Annotated in this window: 19 protein-coding genes and 1 tRNA gene; 15 read left to right on the forward strand and 5 right to left on the reverse strand. The window is 33.8% G+C overall.

The features are described 5' to 3' along the window. The first annotated feature begins 255 nt into the window (after window positions 1–255). Window positions 256–328: transfer RNA gene (locus QO182_RS05415), tRNA-Gly, on the forward strand. Window positions 329–362: 34 nt separating this feature from the next. Here the strand turns inward: QO182_RS05415 and pepE are convergent. After that, the gene (pepE, locus tag QO182_RS05420; protein WP_371560341.1) at window positions 363–1,070 is read right to left on the reverse strand and encodes a dipeptidase PepE; all 708 of its coding nucleotides are present in this window, start codon (window positions 1,068–1,070) and stop codon (window positions 363–365) included. 161 nt (window positions 1,071–1,231) lie between these two features. Between pepE and QO182_RS05425 the strand changes: the two genes are divergently transcribed. The 9 genes from QO182_RS05425 to QO182_RS05465 all read left to right on the forward strand — a co-directional run bounded on the left by QO182_RS05425 (window position 1,232) and on the right by QO182_RS05465 (window position 8,810). Beyond that, complete coding sequence (locus tag QO182_RS05425) at window positions 1,232–1,999, forward strand: carboxypeptidase-like regulatory domain-containing protein (protein ID WP_371535841.1); 768 nt, start codon at window positions 1,232–1,234, stop codon at window positions 1,997–1,999. Then, on the forward strand, window positions 1,986–2,753 hold the full coding sequence (locus tag QO182_RS05430) for a hypothetical protein (protein WP_371560343.1): 768 nt from the start codon (window positions 1,986–1,988) through the stop codon (window positions 2,751–2,753). The genes QO182_RS05425 and QO182_RS05430 overlap by 14 nt, the downstream gene beginning before the upstream one ends. Continuing rightward, window positions 2,740–3,468 (forward strand): hypothetical protein, encoded by a 729-nt coding sequence (locus tag QO182_RS05435; RefSeq protein ID WP_371535846.1) that lies wholly within the window; start codon window positions 2,740–2,742, stop codon window positions 3,466–3,468. The genes QO182_RS05430 and QO182_RS05435 overlap by 14 nt, the downstream gene beginning before the upstream one ends. Continuing rightward, window positions 3,458–4,201 (forward strand): hypothetical protein, encoded by a 744-nt coding sequence (locus tag QO182_RS05440; RefSeq protein WP_371560344.1) that lies wholly within the window; start codon window positions 3,458–3,460, stop codon window positions 4,199–4,201. The genes QO182_RS05435 and QO182_RS05440 overlap by 11 nt, the downstream gene beginning before the upstream one ends. A gap of 66 nt (window positions 4,202–4,267) precedes the next feature. Continuing rightward, the gene (locus QO182_RS05445; protein WP_371560346.1) at window positions 4,268–5,008 is read left to right on the forward strand and encodes a hypothetical protein; all 741 of its coding nucleotides are present in this window, start codon (window positions 4,268–4,270) and stop codon (window positions 5,006–5,008) included. Then, the gene (locus tag QO182_RS05450) at window positions 5,005–5,508 is read left to right on the forward strand and encodes a DUF6702 family protein (RefSeq protein WP_371560348.1); all 504 of its coding nucleotides are present in this window, start codon (window positions 5,005–5,007) and stop codon (window positions 5,506–5,508) included. Before QO182_RS05445 ends, QO182_RS05450 begins: the two co-directional genes overlap by 4 nt. A gap of 64 nt (window positions 5,509–5,572) precedes the next feature. Continuing rightward, a complete protein-coding gene (locus tag QO182_RS05455; RefSeq protein WP_371560351.1) occupies window positions 5,573–7,813 on the forward strand; it encodes a M1 family metallopeptidase in 2,241 nt (746 codons plus the stop codon). A 107-nt stretch (window positions 7,814–7,920) separates the two neighbouring features. Then, the gene (locus tag QO182_RS05460) at window positions 7,921–8,247 is read left to right on the forward strand and encodes a twin-arginine translocase TatA/TatE family subunit (protein ID WP_371535860.1); all 327 of its coding nucleotides are present in this window, start codon (window positions 7,921–7,923) and stop codon (window positions 8,245–8,247) included. Continuing rightward, complete coding sequence (locus QO182_RS05465; RefSeq protein WP_371535861.1) at window positions 8,247–8,810, forward strand: phosphatase PAP2 family protein; 564 nt, start codon at window positions 8,247–8,249, stop codon at window positions 8,808–8,810. The genes QO182_RS05460 and QO182_RS05465 overlap by 1 nt, the downstream gene beginning before the upstream one ends. Window positions 8,811–8,970: 160 nt before the next feature. Here the strand turns inward: QO182_RS05465 and QO182_RS05470 are convergent, their stop codons facing one another. Further along, a complete protein-coding gene (locus QO182_RS05470) occupies window positions 8,971–9,612 on the reverse strand; it encodes an O-methyltransferase (protein ID WP_371560352.1) in 642 nt (213 codons plus the stop codon). An 81-nt stretch (window positions 9,613–9,693) separates the two neighbouring features. Between QO182_RS05470 and rlmN the strand changes: the two genes are divergently transcribed. Then, complete coding sequence (gene rlmN, locus QO182_RS05475; RefSeq protein ID WP_371560354.1) at window positions 9,694–10,737, forward strand: 23S rRNA (adenine(2503)-C(2))-methyltransferase RlmN; 1,044 nt, start codon at window positions 9,694–9,696, stop codon at window positions 10,735–10,737. A gap of 74 nt (window positions 10,738–10,811) precedes the next feature. Here the strand turns inward: rlmN and QO182_RS05480 are convergent, their stop codons facing one another. Genes QO182_RS05480 through QO182_RS05490 form a run of 3 tightly spaced genes read right to left on the reverse strand, consistent with a single transcriptional unit; the run spans window position 10,812 to window position 16,413 of the window. Next, entirely contained in the window at window positions 10,812–11,894 is a 1,083-nt protein-coding gene (locus tag QO182_RS05480) for a sulfatase-like hydrolase/transferase (protein WP_371560356.1), read from the reverse strand. Window positions 11,895–11,906: 12 nt separating this feature from the next. After that, window positions 11,907–13,313, reverse strand: a complete 1,407-nt coding sequence (locus QO182_RS05485; RefSeq protein ID WP_371560358.1) for a SusD/RagB family nutrient-binding outer membrane lipoprotein — start codon at window positions 13,311–13,313, stop codon at window positions 11,907–11,909. A 10-nt stretch (window positions 13,314–13,323) separates the two neighbouring features. Further along, on the reverse strand, window positions 13,324–16,413 hold the full coding sequence (locus tag QO182_RS05490) for a SusC/RagA family TonB-linked outer membrane protein (protein WP_371560361.1): 3,090 nt from the start codon (window positions 16,411–16,413) through the stop codon (window positions 13,324–13,326). Window positions 16,414–16,606: 193 nt separating this feature from the next. Between QO182_RS05490 and QO182_RS05495 the strand changes: the two genes are divergently transcribed. From QO182_RS05495 to QO182_RS05510, 4 genes are all read left to right on the forward strand, one after another. Then, window positions 16,607–17,584: a polyprenyl synthetase family protein gene (locus QO182_RS05495; protein ID WP_371535872.1), complete on the forward strand. Its 978-nt coding sequence runs from the start codon at window positions 16,607–16,609 to the stop codon at window positions 17,582–17,584. Window positions 17,585–17,785: 201 nt separating this feature from the next. Next, window positions 17,786–18,346, forward strand: a complete 561-nt coding sequence (locus tag QO182_RS05500) for an RNA polymerase sigma factor (protein ID WP_371535874.1) — start codon at window positions 17,786–17,788, stop codon at window positions 18,344–18,346. Next, window positions 18,333–19,034 carry a hypothetical protein gene (locus QO182_RS05505; RefSeq protein ID WP_371535876.1) on the forward strand — a complete coding sequence of 234 codons (702 nt, stop codon included), beginning with the start codon at window positions 18,333–18,335 and terminating at the stop codon, window positions 19,032–19,034. The genes QO182_RS05500 and QO182_RS05505 overlap by 14 nt, the downstream gene beginning before the upstream one ends. A 30-nt stretch (window positions 19,035–19,064) precedes the next feature. Then, window positions 19,065–20,141, forward strand: coding sequence for a hypothetical protein (locus QO182_RS05510; protein ID WP_371560362.1), 1,077 nt, complete (start codon window positions 19,065–19,067; stop codon window positions 20,139–20,141). The last annotated feature ends 14 nt before the right edge of the window (window positions 20,142–20,155 follow it).

Raw genomic sequence — 20,155 nt, forward strand, 5'->3', positions numbered from 1 at the left:
AAGTAGCTCAGTTGGTAGAGCTCCAGCCTTCCAAGCTGGTTGTCGCGAGTTCGAGCCTCGTCTTTCGCTCTTCAAAGCCGAAACTTAATTGTTTCGGCTTTTTTATTACTAATGTTGAATTGTTTTTTAACCTTTAGAAGAGGTTTGAAATAGTGTATTGCTCATTCTTGATTTTAATAAATGAAAGTGTTTTTATTTTTTTATAAAAAAACTTGCGTTGGTTTGAATTAGTTTGTATATTTGCAACCTGTTAATGCGAAAGTAGCTCAGTTGGTAGAGCTCCAGCCTTCCAAGCTGGTTGTCGCGAGTTCGAGCCTCGTCTTTCGCTCTTCAAAGTCGAAACTTAATTGTTTCGGCTTTTTTTATTTGATATAACTGATGTCGGTTCCAGTTTCAAGTTCTTCAGCTGAATGATTTTGTTTGAAAAGTCTGGCAGATAACTCTCCTTTTAGTATTATTGTATCAGCGTCTACTTTCAGCCAGCTTCCTTCGCGTAAACCTAAAACAGGAATAGTATTATAGGCGTGAAACTCTTTTATTCTGGTTTCGCGTGTTTCGCCCATGTGTTTTGATTGCAAGTCTGCATCTAAATAATGTGCATTTAAATCGAAGGGAATTAATCCTAAGGTTTTAAAGCTTGGAGGATACACAATAGGCATGTCATTAGTCGTTTGCATACTTAGACCGCAAATAACACTTCCTGCACTAGTTCCTAGATATGGTGTTCCTTTTTTTACCGCTTCTGCAAGAGCAATTATAATGTTGTTTTTGTATAATTGGGTCACTAATACAAAGGTATTTCCTCCTCCAGTAAAAATCCCTTCTGCCTTTTCGACGGCGGATACAGCGTCATCAAATTCATGAATTCCTTTTATCGCTATATTTATTTTGGCGAAAGCCAAAGCGGCCTTTGCCGTGTATTCTTCATGCGAAATACCACTAGGCCTTGCGTAAGGAATAAAAAGTACCGTTTTACAATGTTTAAAATGGATTTTTAACTCAGGTAAGAGGTATTCTAAGTAGTCGGTTCCGTGTACTGTGGATGTGCTTGCAATGATAATGTTTTTCATTTTTCGTATTGTTTTAGTAGCCCTAAAGGTATAAAATCGGGTTTCTTATTTCTGTATTTTTGATTTTTTATTAACTTTTATTTACCAAGTTCTTAGTAATTAATTTGGAACAGATTAGGATACATTTACAACTTGACATTAATTTGGTGATATAAATAAGTATGATGGTTGAGTTTAGGCTTCTTTTTGTAATGTTTCTAACTACGGCGGCTTTTGCACAGGGACCCGTTTCTGCTGTAGTAAAAGGAAGAGTGAATGATGATGGGTTTAACGTTGATGGAGTATATGTTATTAATTTAACCACCGAAAAAGCGGTGATAACTGATGGAGAAGGCTATTTTGAGATAGATGGAGTAGTGGGGGATACTTTGTTGTTTTCGTCAGTGCAGTATAAAAGTAGAAGAATTGTTTTAACTTTAAACAATTTTGAAAAAGGATTGGTTTTTGTAAAAATGGAACCAATCATGAATCAGTTAAATGAGGTTGTGATTCGGCGTTATAATAATATTAATGCAGTTTCTTTAGGAATTATTCCGGGAAATCAAAAATCATACACCGCTGCAGAAAGAAAATTAAAAACAGCAACGGGGTTAAATGCTTCTGCTACTGCGGGTTCAATGGCTGGTGGATCTATATCTGCAGATCCTTTGATTAATTTCCTCAGTGGTAGAACAGCGATGCTAAAAAAGGAACTTAAAGTAGAGAAGAAAGAATTATACCTGAGAGAATTAGATGCGATGTTTGATAGAAGTCATTTTGTAGATAAGTTGAAGATTCCTGCAGACTACGTTAAAGGATTTCAGTATTATGCTGTTGACAACGATAAATTCACAAAGATTTTAAATGAAAAGAATGTAACTACAACGGAGTTTTTGTTAGGAGAGCTCGCAATAAAATATAAAGAAATAATTGCCCGTGAAAATAAATAACACTTTTATTTTGTTTGTAGTTTTACTTCCTCAAGTTGTTTTGGGGCAAAGTGTAGATTCTAAAAGAATTCAGGGAAAAATAAGTTTTGATTCCGTTCTTGTCGAAGGTGTGAATGTTGTAAATCTAATGACAAAGAAGTCGACGATTTCTGATAAAGAGGGGTTGTTTTTTCTTTTTGTAAAACAAGGTGATATTTTAGTTTTTTCATCTATAAACTTGGAGACGCTTCGTAAAGTAGTTGCTGAAGAAGATTTTGTAAATTTTATTTTGGAGATTAAAATGGTTCAAAAAAACAATCAATTGAAGGAGGTAATAATAAATAAAAACTCAAATATTAACGAGGTATCTTTGGGAATTGTTTCTAAAAACAAAAAAACATATACACCCGCAGAAAGGAAGTTAAGGACAGCGGGTGATTTTAAGCCTATAATGCTGTTGGGATTAATTGGTGGATCAATGCCTTTAGATCCATTGATTAATAAAATAAATGGAAGAACTAAACGGCTTAAAAAAGAAGTGGTTTTAGAGAGGAAAGAGTTGAACTTAAAATATTTAGATGTTCTTTTTCAAGAAAACTATTTTGTGGATGATTTAAAGATCCCATCTGAGTACGTGGGAGGTTTTAAATATTATGTTGTAGAAAATGAAGAATTTGTATTGGCTTTAAAAGACAAGAAGGAACCAATTATCAAACTATTATTAGCGGAATTAGCTGTGAAATATATTGAAGTCATTGCCTGTGAAAACGAATAACACTTTTATTTTGTTTGTAATTTTACTTTCTCAAGTTGTTTTGGGGCAAAGTGTAGATTCTAAAAGAATGCAGGGAAAAGTAAGTTTTGATACGGTTCTTGTCGAAGGAGTGAATGTTGTAAATCTAATGACAAATAAGTCAACGGCTTCTGATAAAGAGGGGGTATTTTTTCTTTTTGTAAAAGAAGGGGACATTTTAGTTTTTTCTGCTGTAAATCTTGTAACTTTACGTAAAGTGGTTAATAAACAAGATTTGTTGGCTAATGTTCTTTCGATTCAAATGACTGCTCAAAGTGTTGAGCTGAAGGAGGTAGTCATCAACCAAAGTACTCAGATAACTGCAGAAAATTTAGGAATTATTCCTTTTGGACAAAAGAAATACACTGCTGCCGAAAGGAAACTATATACGGCTACATCGGGTGGAGGTATTGATGGACTTTTAAATTCTATTTCAGGAAGAAAAGCCATGCTTAAAAAAGAAGTAGCGGTTGAGTATAAAGAACAAATGTTAGTCAGGTTAGACTATCTTTTTTTACCTGAATATTATACAGAAACATTGAATATCCCTCAAGAGTACATCCGGGGATTTCAGTATTACTGTGTCGAGGACACTGATTTAGTCGCGTCTTTGAATTCAAGAAATAAAACATTGTCTCAATTTTTGATTATTACCTTAGCCAAGAAATACAATAAAACTATAGCAAATGAAAATTAAAATTTTACTATTATCATTATTTTGTCAGCTTTGCTTTGGCCAAATAGAGTCTAGAAAAGAATTGAAAGGTCAGGTTAGAAACGTCTTGGCGCCAGTTGAAAACGTAATTGTTTTTAATGTTAACTCAAAAACAGGAGCGATTGTTAATCAATATGGTTTTTTTGATATTAATGCTAAAGTTAATGACACACTAGTTTTCTCAAGTTTGACATTTAAATCTAAAAAAATCGTACTGTCAGAACGAGAATTTATAGACCCTCAATTTGTGGTGACACTAGAAGTGTTTACAAATGAATTAAAGGAAGTGTTGATATTAGCAAAAAAGGAACTTAATCCAGTTTCTGGTGGCTCTCAGAAATATGTCGATTTGATGTATTTTGGTGATCAGCAGTCTGCATTAAAAAATACTGCAATGCCAAGGGATGGAAGTATCTTGTATGGAACAGACTTTGTAAGGATATACAAAGATGTTGTTAAAATATTAAGAAAAAACAACCCCGAAACAACCGATTTTTATAAAGACACAAGCTTCTCTGAGCTAGTTCTGAAAAAAGTGAATTATTCTTTTTTTGCCAATACCTTGAGTTTAAAAGATGATGAGATAAAACTGTTTCTTGTTTTTTGTGAGAACGATCCAAAGTCAAGAACGTTAATGCAGCCTAGTGATGAATTCCAACTTATGGATTTTCTAATCACAAAAAATAAAGAGTATAAAAAAATCACAACCTTTTAGTTTTTTCGATACAATTACTTATCTGGTGCTGTAAATAGAATTATTATCATTTTATTTTGAGTCAAAATGAAAATAGCAGTTTTACTGATGTGTTTGGTTTTTCAGTTGTCTTTAGGGCAAACAGCAAGTAGAACGCTGATGCATGCCCAAGTATTGAATGATTCTGTAAATGTAGATAGCGGATATGTATTTAATGTAACTGCAAAAATGAAAACCTCCATAAATGTTGAAGGCTACTTTGATATTCTGGTGAAAGAAAACGATACGCTGCTCGTTTCAAGTTTAGCCTTTAAGTCAATAAAATTAGTCCTTACAGATGAAGATTTAAAAAAGTCTTTATTGATAGTCAAATTAGACACTTTTACAAATCAGTTAAAAGAAGTGCTTGTTCCTAAAACGAGGGTGCCTTATTTAGGCAGTAAACAAGAAATAATTGATAAGCCTTATTTTGATGATGCGCAATCTACCGCTAAAAATAGTACAACACCATTCTACGGAATTGAGAATGGATTTAATTTTATTAAGGTAGGAAGGATGATTGGGGGTCTATTTGCTAAACGGAAAGATTCAAAGGGAAAACTAAACTACTACGAAAATTTTCAAGAAGCAACTTTCAAAACGGTTAGTCTCCAATTTTTTACTAAATCCTTACAGCTAAAAGAAGATGAAATAGGGTTGTTTCTAATTTTTTGCGAGAATGATGTCAAAGCAAAACGATTTTTGGCTGCTGAAAATAAATTTAGCTTGATTGATTTTGTGATATCAAAAAATGAAGAGTACAAAAGAATTGCTATTTTTGCAATATGAAAAAAACAATATTATATCTCTTTTTCGGAATCTTGTTCCTGAGCTTAACTTCTTTTGAATTTCATAAATTTTATGTCGCAGTATATCAAGTTAATTATGCGCCTGACAAGGAAATGCTTCAAATTACCTCCAGAATTTTTGTGGATGACTTGAACAAAGCCTTAGAAAAAAAATACAATAAGAAGCTTTATTTAGGCACCGACAAAGAGTCTCCTGAAGATCTGGTTTTACTCAAAAAATATTTATCGGAGCACTTTACAATAAAAGTCAACGGACAATCTAGGGCCATTAATTTCTTAAGTAAAGAGTTAGAAGGTGATGTCCTTATCTGTTATTCAAGTATAAAGGACGTTTCTAAATTGAAATCCTTAGAAGTTTACAATGCTATTTTAGTTGACTGGGATTCAGAGCAGCAAAACATCGCCCACTTCACTGTTTTGGGCACAAAACAGAGTTTTCTTTTTACCGCTTCTTCGACTAAACGAATGTTAAAATTCTGATAAAATAACTGTTATTTGGTAAAAAACTGTATTTTCACGCACTTAAATAATTCGAATTCTATCCATGAAAAAAATCACATTATTTTTTATTCTTCCGGCAATGTTATTTGCTCAAGAAAAAGTAACAACGGTAACTCCAGAGCAATCAGGTAAGTACGATACTAATAAGTTCAGTCAGATGTACGATTTATTAGCAACGCCTAATATGTTTCGTAACGCTGCAGGGGCTCCAGGTCCAGCATACTACCAACAACAAGCAGATTATAAAATTGACATCGAGCTAGATGATAAAAATGCTAAATTAAGCGGATCTGAAACAGTTACTTACTATAATAATTCACCAGATAATCTAGATTATTTATGGGTGCAATTAGATCAAAATCAACAGGCTCAAGATTCTGAGTCTCCTTTAGCCGAAAGTGAAAGAATAACACAAACATTCCCGGCTTCTGGTTTTACTGATAAATTTTTAAAGAAAGATTTAGAACGTGGTTTTAATATTGAATATGTTAAGGATGCTAAAGGCGTTCCTATGACTTATACTATCAATCATACCATGATGAGAATTGATTTGGCTTCCCCATTGAAGCCTGGAACTTCAGTTTCATTTTCTGTAAAATGGTGGTATAATATCAATAATTACCAAAAAGAAGGTGGTCGTTCCGGATATGAGTTATTCGAAAAAGAAGGAAATAGATTGTATGTAATTGCACAATTCTATCCTAGAATGGCAGTTTACAATGATGTTGAAGGTTGGCAAAACATGCAGTTTTGGGGAAGTGGTGAATTTGCTGTCCCATTTGGAGACTTTGATGTCAATATAACCGTTCCTGCTGACCACGTTATGGAGGCGACAGGAGAGTTGATGAATAGAAGCGAAGTGTTTACACCCGCTCAAGTAAAAAGATATGAGTTAGCTCAAAAAACATTTGATAAACCTGTAGTAATTGTTACTCAGGCAGAAGCTGAAGCAGCTGAAAAAGGGTTTTCTGACAAGAAGAAAACTTGGAAATTTAGCGCTAAAAACGTGAGAGATTTTGGAATAGCGACTTCTAGAAAATTTATTCTTGATGCCATGGCTGTTCAATTAAGTACTAAAACAACAATGGCAGTTTCTATTTATCCTAAAGAAGCAAATCCGCTTTGGGGAGAAACGTCAACAATAACAGTAGCGCATACTTTAAAAAGTTATTCTTCGCATACTTTTGATTATCCTTATCCAAAAGCAGTTTCAGTTTCTGCCGAAGATCAAGGAATGGAATACCCAATGATTTGTTGGAATTTTGGTCGTCCTGATGAAAATGGAGTGACTAGTGACCAAATTAAAAACGGGATGATGGGTGTTGTAATCCACGAAGTGGGACATAACTTTTTCCCAATGATTGTGAATTCAGATGAGCGTCAATGGACATGGATGGATGAAGGATTAAACTCTTTTATGGAATTCATGGCAGAGCAGGAATTGGGAACTAACTTTCCTTCAAGACGTGGTCCTGCAAAAAACATTGTGCCTTATATGAGTGGAGATCAAAACTTCTTGGAACCTATTATGTCAAATTCAGAAACTATAATTCAATTTGGTAATAATGCGTACGGAAAACCTGCGACAGGACTAAATATTCTTAGAGAAACGATTATGGGTAGAGAGTTGTTTGATTATGCTTTTAAAGTGTATGCAAACCGTTGGAAATTTAAACATCCTACTCCAGAAGATTTCTTTAGAACAATGGAAGATGCTTCTGCCGTTGATTTGGATTGGTTCTTTAGAGGGTGGTTTTACTCTACTGATTTTGTAGATATTGGTATTAAGGAAGTGAAACAATATTATGTTTCTGAAACTCCTACAAAAGAATTAAAAGACGCTAAGGTAAGAAAAGGTCGTTTTGGTGTAGATAAAGGGCCGTTTGTATATTTAGTTGCAGAGAACAATGCAGAGTTAAAATCAAATCAAAAGAAAGCACTAAAAATAGAAGATGTGAAATTACTTTCAGATTATGTAAGTACTCTTACTGCTGAAGAAAAAGGAAGTCTTAAATCCCCAAAATACTTCTATGAAGTAGAGTTCAATAAACCAGGCGGAATGATTATGCCTATACTAGTTGAGATTACATACGAGGATGGTACAATTGAGAACTATAAATATCCAGCTCAAATTTGGAGAAAGAATAATGAGAGTGCTAAAAAAGTATATGCTACTGAGAAAGCAATCAAAAAAATTCAGATTGACCCTAAATTAGAAACAGCCGATATTGATGTTACTAATAACACTTGGCCAAAAGAAACAGTGAAAAGTAAATTTGACTAAGGAATAAGCATAAAAAAAAGACTCAATTTTGAGTCTTTTTTTTATGAAAAATTTAAAAGGCAGGGATTCTAAATTTGGTATCTTTGCAACAATTAAAATTAATAATTATGTTTGGTATAGGAGGAGGAGAGTTAGTTTTTATATTGTTTATCGTTCTAATGCTTTTTGGTTCAGATAAAGTGCCTGAAATGGCACGAACTATGGGTAAGGCTATGGCGCAATTAAAACATGCGACTAACGACATAAAAAGTGAAATTCAAAAAGGTGTTGAGGCTAATGGTCTTGATTCAAAATCCTTATCAGATTTGACGGGTAACTTTAATACTCAGATTGATAAAGTTAAGAATGACCTGATGGGCGATTCAATTACTCAGGCTAATAAAGTTAAGGAAGATATAGAAGAGATTACTGGACCTGTAAAACGCAGTAAATAATGCTCGATAAAATTTTGTCTTTAGATACTGAATTGCTCATTTATTTGAATGGTTTAGGTTCACAAAGTTATGATGGCCTTTGGCTAATAATTACCCAACAACTCTATTGGACTCCCTTTTTTCTTGTTCTATTATTTTTTATTTATAAAAAATTGGGGGCAAAGCAAACTTTGTATTTTATTTTGGCTATAGCCGTTTTAATTGCATTTACGGACCAGATGACAAACTTGTTTAAAAATGGATTTCAAAGGTTGCGTCCTTGTAGTAACCCAGAAATCAATACAATAATACGAGTTGTTCAAAGCCGCAGCTCCTTTAGTTTTTTCTCAGGCCACGCTGCAAATAGTATGGCGGTTTCTGTTCTTATATACAGCGTTTTGCTTCACCGTTACAAATATGGCTTTTTGTTATTCTTATGGCCTCTAATCTTCGCTTACAGTAGAATCTATTTAGGCTTGCATTATCCACTAGATATTTTATCTGGGTATTTGTTCGGGATATTTTCAGGATATTCAGTTTTTAAAATATATCAAGCAGTTCAAAAAAAGTATTTTCCACTATAGTTTTCAGTAGCAGTTCCAGCTGTTCATTTCAATCTTATGACTGAAAAATGGTTTTTTCAATAACAATAAAAGAGCTTCCGTTGGTCGCTCTTTTTTGTTTAGAAAAAATTCATTTTCATCCACAAGGATTTGTATTTCCATCTGGGCTAAAAATAAAAAGCTACAGTACTCTACTTACCGTCAAGCCATCTCTAATAGGCAATAAAACGGTTTCAACCCTTGGATCGTTTTTTAATAATGCATTATATTCTACCAGTATTTTGGTACTCACGTCGTTCGGGTGTACCTCTTCTAGCACTTTTCCACTCCATAATACATTGTCAGAGAGGATAATTCCTCCTTTGTTCATTTTTGGCAAAATGATATTGAAATAGTTAATGTAGTTTTCCTTATCGGCATCAATAAATACCAAATCAAATTTCACATCCAGTGTTGGTATAATGTCGATTGCTTCTCCCAGGTGTTGTACAATTTGTTTTCCCCAAGGCGACTTGTCAAAATGCTTTCTTTGGAAATCAACCAGTTCTTCTTTGATGTCAATAGTATGAAGCGTACCGCTTTCTTGAATTCCCTCGCACAAACACAAAGCGGAATAACCGGTATAAGTTCCTATTTCGAGAATATTCACTGGCCGAATCAATTTAGCTAACATACTCAAAACGCGTCCTTGAAAATGCCCGCTTAACATACGTGGCAATAAAATTTTCTGATAGGTTTCTTTATTTAAAGCGGCTAATAATTGAGGCTCTTTTTCAGAGTGTTGCTCGATATAATCTTCTAACTCTTGGGAAATGAAGTGCATTTGTGCTGGTTTTTTCAATTTGCTGCAAAGTTATTAAATTATCAAAACAACAAATCAAGAAATAGTCATTAAATTTGCAGCATGCAAATTGAGAAAAAAGACATACGAGCCGTATCTAAAGAATTATTACGTGAATTTTTTGTTACCCATGGGGACAAAGCTTTTCGTGGCAATCAAGTATACGAATGGTTATGGAGCAAGGGCGCTCACAGTTTTGAGGATATGACTAATATTTCTAAGGAAACACGTTCCATGTTAGAAAGTAATTTTGTCATCAATCATATTAAAGTGGATACCATTCAACGTTCTGACGACGGAACCATAAAAAATGCAGTTCGTTTGCATGATGGTTTAGTGGTGGAATCTGTTTTAATCCCTACTAATACCAGAACAACGGCCTGCGTTTCCAGTCAGGTGGGTTGTAGTTTAGATTGTAATTTTTGTGCTACGGCACGATTAAAAAGAATGAGAAATTTAGAGCCAGGAGAGATTTACGATCAGGTATTGGCGATAGATAAAGAGAGTCGTTTGTATTACAATCACCCTTTGTCAAATATTGTTTTTATGGGTATGGGCGAGCCGTTGATGAATTATAACAACATGATGAAAGCAATCGAAATGATTACTTCATCAGAAGGTTTAGGGATGTCTCCAAAACGAATCATGGTTTCGACTTCAGGAGTGCCAAAAATGATAAAAAAATTAGCGGATGATGATGTGAAAATCAAACTAGCGGTATCACTGCATTCTGCTATTGATGAGATTCGGTCTAAAATCATGCCTTTCAGCAAAAATTTCCCTTTGGCTGATTTAAGGGAATCATTGGAATATTGGTATAGAAAAACCAAAAGCAAAATTTCATATGAATATGTAGTTTGGAAGGATATCAATGACAATAAAGAGTCTATTGATGCCTTAGTGAAATTCTGTAAGTACGTTCCTTGCAAAGTGAACCTAATAGAGTATAACCCTATTGATGATGGTGAATTCCAACAAGCCTCAGAGGAAGCTACAAATGCTTATATAAAAGCATTAGAAGCAAGCGGAATTGTAGTGAAAGTGAGACGAAGTCGTGGTAAAGATATCGATGCGGCTTGTGGGCAACTAGCTAATAAACAAGTGTAGTTTAAATTAGAAGACATAGAAAAAGGGTTTGACAATTATTTGTCAAACCCTTTTTTCTTGTAGTCAAAAAGTTGCTATTTTACTACTCCAGTTATTTCTTGGGCAACTGGATGATTAGCTTTAAAGGTATATCCCATTATTTTTGCCATGGTTTGTGCAAATTGATTTTGGTACAACTGATTTTCGTTTTTCATTTCTCCTTTAGCTTCAATTTGTGGTCCCATAGCCGCAAACCATATCTCAGAAGAGCCTTCAAATTTATTTCCATGACTAGTCCATTCTGCTTTTACTTTGTCTCCACGACCGTGGTCAGTAGTAAAAACTAAAGCCGTTTTGTCTTTATACTGTGGATCGTTTTGAACAAAATTCCAAATCTCTTTAATCCAGGCATCTACTTGATGTGCGGCATCTAAATAAGAACGATAAAATCCAGCGTGTGCCCATTCGTCCGTTTCGCCATAGGAAATATACAGTACTCTGGGTTTATTGGTTTTCAATTCTTCAAGAGCTCCATAATGTGTAAAAACATCCAGACATTCTTCTTCGTGAAACGGCTTAAATGAATCTGCCATCATAGCATTAATCAGTTTTTGTTTTTCGTTTGGGTTTGTGCCTCCCACTTTATCAAATGCTGATGTTACTGAAAAGCCTGCTCTTTTCTCGTTTAAAATATTGTCAAATACATACCAAGCACCGAAAGCAGTCACTTTTCCTTTTAGCTTTGTTTGCTGGTTTAAATATTCTAAAACGGTAGTGTTTGGATTTTCAGGATATTGATTAGAGTTGATCAAAGTATCTGCGTATCCAGTCATTATTTCACTATATCCAGGATAGCTAAACCAATATGGATTGGCATTGTTAACCTTGTTTCCTAAGGTTCTGTTACCGTAAATTTGGCCTTTTTTAGCTAAGACAGACCACATAAAAGGCATTAGTTTTTCTCTACGTTCGTTCACGTTTTCGGCCCAGTATTTTTTATAAATATAGCTGCTGTCATTTTGATTAAACTTTTTATCTCTTGCTAATGTTTCATCCATTCCTTTAAAAGCTTCTTGCCATCTAAAGCCATCAGTAGTTATGATGATAATGTTTTCAGCTTGTTGTGCTTGTGTGATTACAGCACTAAAAAGGAAGAGAATTATAACTATTTTTTTCATGTTTATATTTCTTTAAAAATTATCCCACCATACTTTTACATTGATATCATCGCCGCCCATTTTTTGTAATGCTTCGCTATTATTTTCAGCATTAACAGATTGCTCTAGGCTAGGGTACATGATTCTTCTAGGAACTTTACCATTGTTTTTTGCTCCTGGACCTGCTTTAATAAAACTTGGTTTACCTGTTCTTTTCCAGTCTAACCATGATTCTATTCCGGTGTGGTATAAAGCTAGCCATTTTTGCGTGTATAAAACCTCAGTCGTAGCACTATATGGAGCAGTTGTAGTCAGGTAATCTGCGGGCATAATTACATTCCATTGTTTAAAAGAAGCGTCTACGGCAGTCTCGTAATATGTTTTTGCGGTCCCAGTTGTAATAAGACTGCGCTGACTTGCTTCGGCCAATAGGAAGTTCAATTCACTATAAGTCATAAATATTGAAGATATTTTTGTTTTAGTATAAAAATAATCTTCAGCTCTTCTAGAATACTTCGTTGGTTCCCCAATTTGATCTGAAGCAAGTCCTGGTTGTAATCCTAAGTGATTAGTGGTCCCTGCAATTGGGTCAATCCACTCTTCCAGCCTTGGGTCGTTATTAGCGATTAGTGTGTTTACTAAATTAGTAGAAGGAACAACAATATTATATCCATACAATCTATTGATACCATCTGTCATTGGAGAAATATTAGGATAGCTCCCTGAGTAAAGATAGTTTGCATTGTCAGCATTAGATTGGAATAATGGATATTCTGTAGGTTTTGTAATGATCTCGTTTAACTTAGCACTTACATTTACTTTATTAGAAGTACGCATCAAAAGTCTTAGATGTAATGAATTACAGAATTTTTTCCATTTTAACATATCTCCATTATACAATAAATCGCCTTCAACTTTTGTTTTAGTGTCAATTATTGCATTTGCCTGATCTAAATTCAATAGCAATTGTGTGTAAATTGCTTCTTGCGAATCGTATTTTGGTTTCAAGATTCCTTCTTCTCCTTTTGCGGCTTCCATGTATGGTGCATAACCATAAGTATCAGTAATTAGACTCATAGTGTAGGTTTCTAGAACTAGCGCTATGGCTTCATAGTTTTTGTCATTTAGAGCTACGGCTTGTTTTTTAATGTCATAGATGTCATTAAGCCATTTGTACAATCCCCAAAAACGATTGTCAGCCCCCCAGTTATAAACGTCTAATTGATTGTACTCGTAGAAACCTGCATATTGAGCAAGAACATCTCCAAAATCATAAGAGTTAGTAACGTTACTATTGGCTAAATTGAAAATAACGTTTGGTAGCAATTGTTTGGGTTGCGAGGCAGTAGGTTGATTTTTATTAGTGTTAATTTCTTCAAATCCATCGGTACAAGAAATAATAGCACTTAATAATAATGCGAATAATATGATTTTTTTCATGATAATTTTTTTAGAATGAAGCATTTAATTTGATTCCATAGTTTCTGGAAGACGGAAGTTGTAATACTTCAAATCCTGGTAATAATGTACCTCCACTTATGGATTGAGTTTCTGGATCAATGTTTGGGACTTTCGTCCAAAGTGCCAGATTATTTCCCACTAGACCAATGCTTACATTTTGCATTTTTACGGATTTAGTCCATTTTTCAGAAAATCTATAATTCAAACTCACTTCTCTTAATTTTACATAAGACGCATCAAATGAATTAGCCTCTATGTTGTCTCTACGAAAGGCATTAGAGTAATACCAGTTTTCAGCGCTTATTGAAGTTGTATTTGGGCTGTAAGATCCGTCGGTATTTTTCACAACACCTTCGCCTATTATTCCTGTTTCTCTTCCTTGTAATGAAACGGCAAGTATGCCACTTTCCATTCCGATTGCGTTTGTCATCGAATATATTTTCCCGCCATGTCTAACGTCAAACAGCGCATTTAGACTGATATTTTTATATCTTAAATTAGTAGCAAGTCCTAACATCCAATCTGGATTATAGTTTCCTATTTTTTTAATTTTAGTATCTAATATTGGTGACCCTGTATTGTCATACACAATTTGCTTGTCTGGACTTCTTAAATAACCACGACCATATAAATCTCCCATTCGTTCTCCTACACGGGCTTCAATAGTACCTCCATTGGGGCCTTGGGCGATAATATAATTATCAATTCCTGGAGTTAGTTCTTTTACAGTACCTCGGTTTTGAGTAAAATTGGCGTTAAGCGACCATTCAAAATTTTTAGTTCTAACTGGAGTAAGTCCTAAACCGATTTCGATTCCTTTGTTTTGAATTTTACCTGCATTAATCACATTAGAATTAAAACCTGCAGCCTGAGAAATATCTAAACCTACAATCTGGTTTTTTGAGTTCGTGATATAATAACTCATATCTAGCGTAATCCTTTTTTTGAAAAGCTGCCCTTCAATTCCCACCTCATATGAAGTTGCAATTTCAGGTTTTAAATTACTATTTAAAATAGCACTTGGGTTAGTTAATGTTCCTGGTAAAGAACCGTTATCGTAAGTTTTTACTAATCGATACGGATCAGTATCATTCCCTACAGAGGCTGCATTTACTCTTAATTTTAAGAAGTCAATATTCTCATTCATTTCAAATAATGATGTTGGAATAAAACTTAATGAAGCAGAAGGATAAAAGTAAGAGTTGTTGTTTGCAGGTAGGGTAGATGACCAGTCATTTCTAGCTGTTAAATCTAAATACAAGTAATCTTTATATCCTATATTCGCTAAACTGTACATACTATTGATGCGCTTTTTGTAAATGTTTCGAGATTGTATAGGCATCACATTGATATTTTGTAAATTGTAGATGCCGGGAATACTAATTCCTTGTCCTTCAATTTTACTTTCAGACGTGTATTGATTCATGCTATTTGCTCCGTAAGAAATTTTAAAGGAAAAATCGCCAAAAGTATGATCATAAGAAAGTAACATATCAGCATTGTATTCTGTAAATGCAATGGTTTGCTCGCGGTACATTCCTTGTGTGTATCGTGAAGATCCAATAGGTCTGCGTGACCATCTAAAATCATTTGAATTATCCATACCTATTCTCGCCATGAATGAAAAATCATTATTAATCTCGTAAGTAGAAGAAATGTTTCCAAAAATGCGGCCTTTTTTAAAGGCGTTGATGTTTTCGTAAGCAATTTTAAAAGGGTTGTCTCCCCAGCCAAACATGCTATTTTGTTTTACATCTTTTACAATCCAATAATCTTTCAACCAGTCTAAGTCAACATTGGTATGGTTCCAAAGTAAATTATACATGATACCTTGGCTTCCGTAGCCAGTAACCGGAGTATTATCACTGGAACTTTTTGTATAGGTGGCAACAGTAGCCAGTTTCCATTTATCTGAAATGTTATAATTAAGATTCAAACTGATGTTTTCTCTTTTTAAATTAGAGTTAGGAACAATGTCTTCGCTGGTTGTTTTTCCGTAACTCAATCTGAAATTCGTTTTTTCATCAGAACCAGAAACAGAAACCGAATTTGAAATAGAACTTCCTTTTCTAAAAAAATCATTGAGGTTGTATCTAAATTCAAAAGGTAATACTTGCCCTTGTCCTACAGAATATCCTGGACTTCCGTTTTGTAATAATGAAATACCAGAGTCAAAACGAGGGCCTAAATTTGTATCTGCACCTGCGTCGTAAATTTGTTTAGAACCCGCGCCATACACACCTTGAATTTCAGGTAATCTTAATGCTTCGCTTGTCATAAAAGAAGAGGAAATTGAAACTCCTAAGCCTTTGCTTCTCTTGCCTGATTTAGTAGTAATTACAATAACACCGTTAGCAGCGCGAGAACCATATAAAGCAGATGCTGCTGCCCCTTTTAGTACATTTACACTTTCAATATTTTCTTGATTAATTTCTGACGCACCATTTCCATAATCTGTAGGTAAATCAGCTTGACTTGTTGAAGAGCCTCCCACACCATAGACGTTATTGTTAATGGGAATACCATCTACTATAAATAAGGGGCCATTGTTATTAATGTTTAATGATTTGTCCCCGCGAATCGTAATTCTTGACGAACTCGCGATTCCATTACCAGAGCCAGAAATTTGCACCCCTGATATTTTACCTGTTAGATTTGAAACAAAATTAGCCGAGTTTACTTTATTAATATCATCTGATTTTAATTCTTGCGAGGCGTAACCTAGCACACGTTTATCTCTTTTAATTCCTAATGCCGTAACTACAACTTCACCTAATGATATAGAATCATCTTGAAGAGTAATGTTTAGATTTTCAAGATTACTCACTGTAACTTCCCTAGTAGTAAATCCCATGAAAGTAAAAACTAAGGTCTTTCCTTTTTCGGTTGCAATAGTGTAATTTCCATTTGCATCTGCGATTGTGGCGTTTTTAGTTCCTTTGACTAAAATTGTTGTTCCAGTTAATGGAAAACCAGTTGAATCAGTTACTTTTCCTTTAACCGGTTTTGATTGAGCATTGATTAAATGCGTACAAAATACAAGTAAAAGCAAGAGTAGATTTTGTTTTAAAATTTTCATTTTTTTATAGTTATGTTTGTCGTGCAAACTTATAATTGTGATTTTTTCAGTAGATTAAGATAAGTTTAACAAAAAGAGACATGTAGTTAAGAATAAGTTAGCAATGTTAAGAGCAAGTTTTTCCTAAATTAGAAGACTTAAATTAGTTTTAAGTCTATTTATAATTAGTAAAAGATGTAACTTTGAAATCTTAATGAATGTCACCTCTCAAATAAAACAGCCCATCTTTAAAGAAATGGAACTTTTTGAAAAAAAGTTCTATGAATCGATGACCTCGCAAGTGGCTTTATTGAATAGAATCACGTATTACATAGTCAACCGAAAAGGGAAGCAAATGCGACCTATGTTCGTTTTCTTAACTGCTAAGATGGTTTCTGCAGGAACAGTGAACGAAAGAACCTATCGGGGTGCCTGTGTTATTGAACTAATACATACCGCAACTTTAGTTCATGATGATGTGGTAGACGACAGTAATCGTAGAAGAGGCTTTTTCTCAATCAATGCACTTTGGAAAAATAAAATTGCAGTGCTTGTGGGAGATTATTTACTCTCAAAAGGATTGTTACTTTCTATTGACAACGGTGATTTTGATTTATTGAAAATAATTTCAATAGCAGTTCGTGAAATGAGCGAAGGTGAATTACTGCAAATAGAAAAAGCGAGAAGGCTTGATATTACCGAAGAAATTTATTACGAAATCATCCGAAAAAAAACAGCGACACTTATTGCTGCTTGTTGTGCTCTTGGAGCAAAATCAGTTATTGAGGATGAGATTCAGGTGGAGAATATGAGAAAGTTTGGCGAACTCATCGGAATGGCATTCCAAATTAAAGATGACTTGTTTGATTATACTGAGGATGCGATAGGGAAACCAACTGGTATCGATATCAAGGAACAAAAAATGACTTTACCTTTAATCCATGTTCTAAATATCTGTACTTCTAAAGAAAAGTCATGGTTAATCAATTCGATTAAAAACCACAACAAAGACAAAAAACGCGTTAAAGAAGTTATTGCTTTTGTAAAAGACAATGACGGTTTGCTTTATGCTGAAAATAAAATGATTGAATTTCAGCAGGATGCACTTTTATTATTGGATAACTATCCGAATTCAGATTTTAAAGATGCCTTAATCTTGATGGTGAATTACGTAATCGAAAGAAAGAAATAATTTGGTAATCAGAAAATCAGATAATTATAAAATTATTTTAAATATTGTAAATAGTTGGTATTTAGGCATTTAAAATCACATGGCCAACTAGTTTTCACATTATCTAATTTCCCATACAACCTTTTTGCATCCATTCACGTCTATGTATATAGAAGCCTATTATCAGTGTTTCAACTGAATACTAAAAACGGAACACTAACAATGAAAGTAATCAACTTAAATCAAGAAGAAACTGAAATGATTCGGTTGGCCATCGAGAATAATCGAAAGGCACAGCAGTCTATTTATACTCGGTTTTCTCCAAAAATGTTAGGCGTTTGCAGGCAATATATCAAAGACTTACAACAAGCCGAAGATGTTATGATTGCTGCTTTTATGAAAGTTTTTACAAATTTAAAAGCGTTTCAGCATAATGGAAGCTTTGAAGGATGGATTAGACGAATAATGGTCAATGAAAGCATTTCTTATATTAGAGTTCATAAGAAGGTTAAGTTTATCGAAGATGAAATTTATGTTGAAGAAAGTTTTAATCCAATCGAAAGTGAATTTTCAATAGCTGACATTCAGTTTTTAATTGATAGTCTGCCAGATGGTTATAAAATGGTTTTTAATTTATATGCCATCGAAGGCTTTAAGCATAAGGAAATTGCCGCGATCTTAGGTATTAATGAAGGTACGTCAAAATCGCAGTTGTCGCACGCCAGAAAGATTTTGCAACAGCAGATTAATACAATAAAAAATTACGAGTATGGAACTAAATAACTTTGAAAGCCAAATAAAACAGAAGCTGGAGAATAACAGTATTCAACCTTCGAGCGCAGCTTGGGATAAATTGGAAGGGATGTTAGATGAAGCTCAAAACACAAAAAGGAGGAAGAACTTCTCTTGGATTTATATAGCAGCCAGTATAGTTGGGTTTTTACTGATTGGGACAGTTTTTAGTTATCTAACAGAAACGAAGAGTATAGAGCAAGGAAATGAAGTAGTTATACAGTATAAAGAGAATGAAAAAAGAGGTCTTGAGGAGAAAGTGATAGAGGAAGGAGAATTGATGAATACAGCTTCAAGTTCTGACGAAAAAGAAGTTGTAGTTTCAGAAAAGCGACTTGGTAAAATTATAAAGAAAGAAAGAGTAGTAACTAATAATATTAATAATAAAACGGAGCGTTCAATCATCAATCAAGTCAATACACCACATTGGCAAAACAATAAAGACAAGTCTGTATTAATTGCAGAGAAATCAACAGCGACTGTTGAAGAAATGGTTCCTCAAGTTGCAGCAAGTAACGATGTCGTTATGAAAAGTAGTAAGGTAACTGTGGATGCTTCCTATTTATTGTCGCAAGTTGATACTGAATTAGAACTTTCTTTTAGGGAGAAAGTAATTAGTAAAGTGAGTAAAAGTTACCAAACTGTAAAAGTGGCCTTTGCCAATCGTAATCTAGAATAAATCATCAATCAATTTTAAAATTAAATCATTGTGAGAAATTTCACCATTTACTTAGCAATTCTTTTATGCCTTATGGCGAGTAAAATACTAGGGCAAGAAACCTTTGAAGCACAAGCAAAAAAAATTGCTTTAAAAATCGAGAATATTACTAATGAACAAAAAGCTGCGTTGAAAGTGGAAGTAGAAGAGGTCAACCTGCAATTAGAGAAAGGAAGTATTTCACAAGAACAGGCCGATGTAAAAAAGCAGCAATTGTCACAGGCGAGAGCGACTATAATTGAAAATAAAGTTGCTGTTACTCAACAAGAACTAAAAGAATTAGTGCAAGCGCAAGTGGAGGGTAAAATTAACTCGCAAGATTTTATAAATTCTGAAAAAAGTAAAACCTTTAAGTTTTATTATGGAAAAAATGAAATTATAGATAATGTAAAAAGGAAAGATTCTATAAATGAAAATAAATTTGTAAAACGAACATCAAATCAAATAGTCCTTGCTACTGGTTTTAATAATTTAATGACTAATGGTAGCGTAGAAAACTCAGGTTTTTACTATTTGCGTTCTTCTTTCTTAGAATGGGGATTAACATTTAATACGAGATTATTTAAGGATAGCAATTTATTGCATTTAAAATATGGGTTAACCGGTGTTTATAATACTTTATATCTAACCAATAATCGCTATTTTATCACAGATAAAAGTCAAACTGTTGTTGCATATTACCCGTATAATTTAAAAAATAACAGTAGTTATTTCAAAAATGTTTTTATTACTATTCCAATATTTTTAGAATTGGATTTCACAAAAAATAGAATTGAAGATAAGGACAATTCTTTTAGAATTCAACGAGGTTTTAGAGTCGGTTTAGGAGGATTTGTTGGCTATAATACCAATTCTAAACAGTTTTTAAGTTATGAAAAGGACGGAAATCAGATAACAGAAAGACAAAAAGGGAATTGGAATGTTGATGATTGGAATTATGGACTAAGTGCTTATGTAGGGTACAAAGCAACAAGTTTATATTTAAGATACGACTTAAACCCACTCTTTAAAGATAATGCGATCAAGCAAAATAACGTTTCGCTAGGTGTTCGCTTTGATTTTAATTAGGTTTAGGTTGAGTT

It is taken from the genome of Flavobacterium sp. Arc2, from assembly GCF_041431385.1.
Taxonomy (GTDB): domain Bacteria; phylum Bacteroidota; class Bacteroidia; order Flavobacteriales; family Flavobacteriaceae; genus Flavobacterium.